General features: G+C 70.2%; 1 protein-coding gene. It reads left to right on the forward strand.

All coding sequences use genetic code 11. The annotated features are described in order from the left end of the window. Positions 1-1,321: FtsW/RodA/SpoVE family cell cycle protein (locus Q8814_RS26175; RefSeq protein ID WP_330154836.1), on the forward strand; the 1,321-nt coding region annotated here is incomplete at both ends.

The raw sequence follows: 1,321 nt of genomic DNA on the forward strand, positions 1-1,321 counted from the left end.
GCTCAACATGCTCTCGCCGGGCATGACGTCGCTCGCGGTGCGTCACGCGATTCTCGCCGCCGTGGGACTCGGCGCGATGTGGGCGACATCGCGCATGCGAATTGCTGCCCTGAGCCGTTTCGGTTGGGCGTTGTTCACCATCTCGGTCGTCCTGGTCGCGGCGGTGCCGTTGATCGGCATCGCGACCAAGGGCGCTCAGCGCTGGCTGGACCTCGGCGTGTTCACCCTGCAGCCCTCCGAGATCGCCAAGCTCGCTCTGGTCCTGGTCCCCGCCGCGATACTGGCCGGCGGGTACACGCTCGGTCGATTCGTCGCGGTCCTGGTGGTTGCGTCCGTGCCGGTCGCACTGGTCGCGCTGCAGCCCGACCTGTCGACCGCCGTGGTGCTCGTGGCCACCGTGGTGCTCATGCTGATCCTGGCCCGGGTGCCGCTACGGTCGCTGCTCCCACTGTTCGCGGTCGGGCTCGCCTCGCTTCCGCTGGCGGTGCTGTTTCTCCGCCCGTACCAGCTGGAACGGATCCACGTGTTCCTGTCGGACGACGCCGACCCCTGGGGGTCGGGTTGGGCGGCGTGGCAGGCGGACATCGCGATCGGCAGCGCGGGCTGGTGGGGTCTCGGGCGCGAGCCGGACTACGACCTGAGGGCCACCTATCTTCCCGAATCGGAGCACGACCTGGCCTTCGCGAGCGTGGTGTACGGGTGGGGTCTGATCGCCGGCCTGGCCGTCGTGGTGGCGGTCGTGGTCATCGTGTGGCGCGCCACGCTCGCCGCCCGGACGGCACGGACCCGGGAGGCGGCACTCGTCGCGGCGGGAATCGGTGGACTGTTCGGCATTCATACCGCGGTCTCGATCGCGCAGAGTCTGTCGCTGTTGCCGCACACCGGCATGCCGATTCCCCTGTTCAGCTACGGGGGCACGGCCTCGATCGTCGGATTCGTGTCCATCGGGTTGGTGCTCGCGGTGCGCCGCGACGGTGTGACGCGGTCGCTGTGGGCCACCGAGCCCCGGCGGCGCCGGCTCCCGCGAGGAGCGTCCGCGGGTGCGCTCACGGTGACGGCATCGCTCGTCGCGATGTCGGTGTTCGCCTGGCAGCTGCAGACTGCTCACGGCACGGAACTGCGCGCGACGAGCGATACGCAAATGCTGCGCTGCATCCGCCTGCCCGCCGAGCGCGGTCACATCCTCGACCGAGGCGGCGTTCCGGTCGCGGTGAATGTCGCCGAGTACACCGTCGCGGTGGTGGCGCGAATGTTCGCCGACGGCGACTCGGCGGTGCGCGGCGAACTCGCCGCGCTGCTCGGCATCACCCCGGACCAACTG

The organism is Rhodococcus chondri (genome assembly GCF_036327435.1).
GTDB lineage: Bacteria > Actinomycetota > Actinomycetes > Mycobacteriales > Mycobacteriaceae > Rhodococcus > Rhodococcus chondri.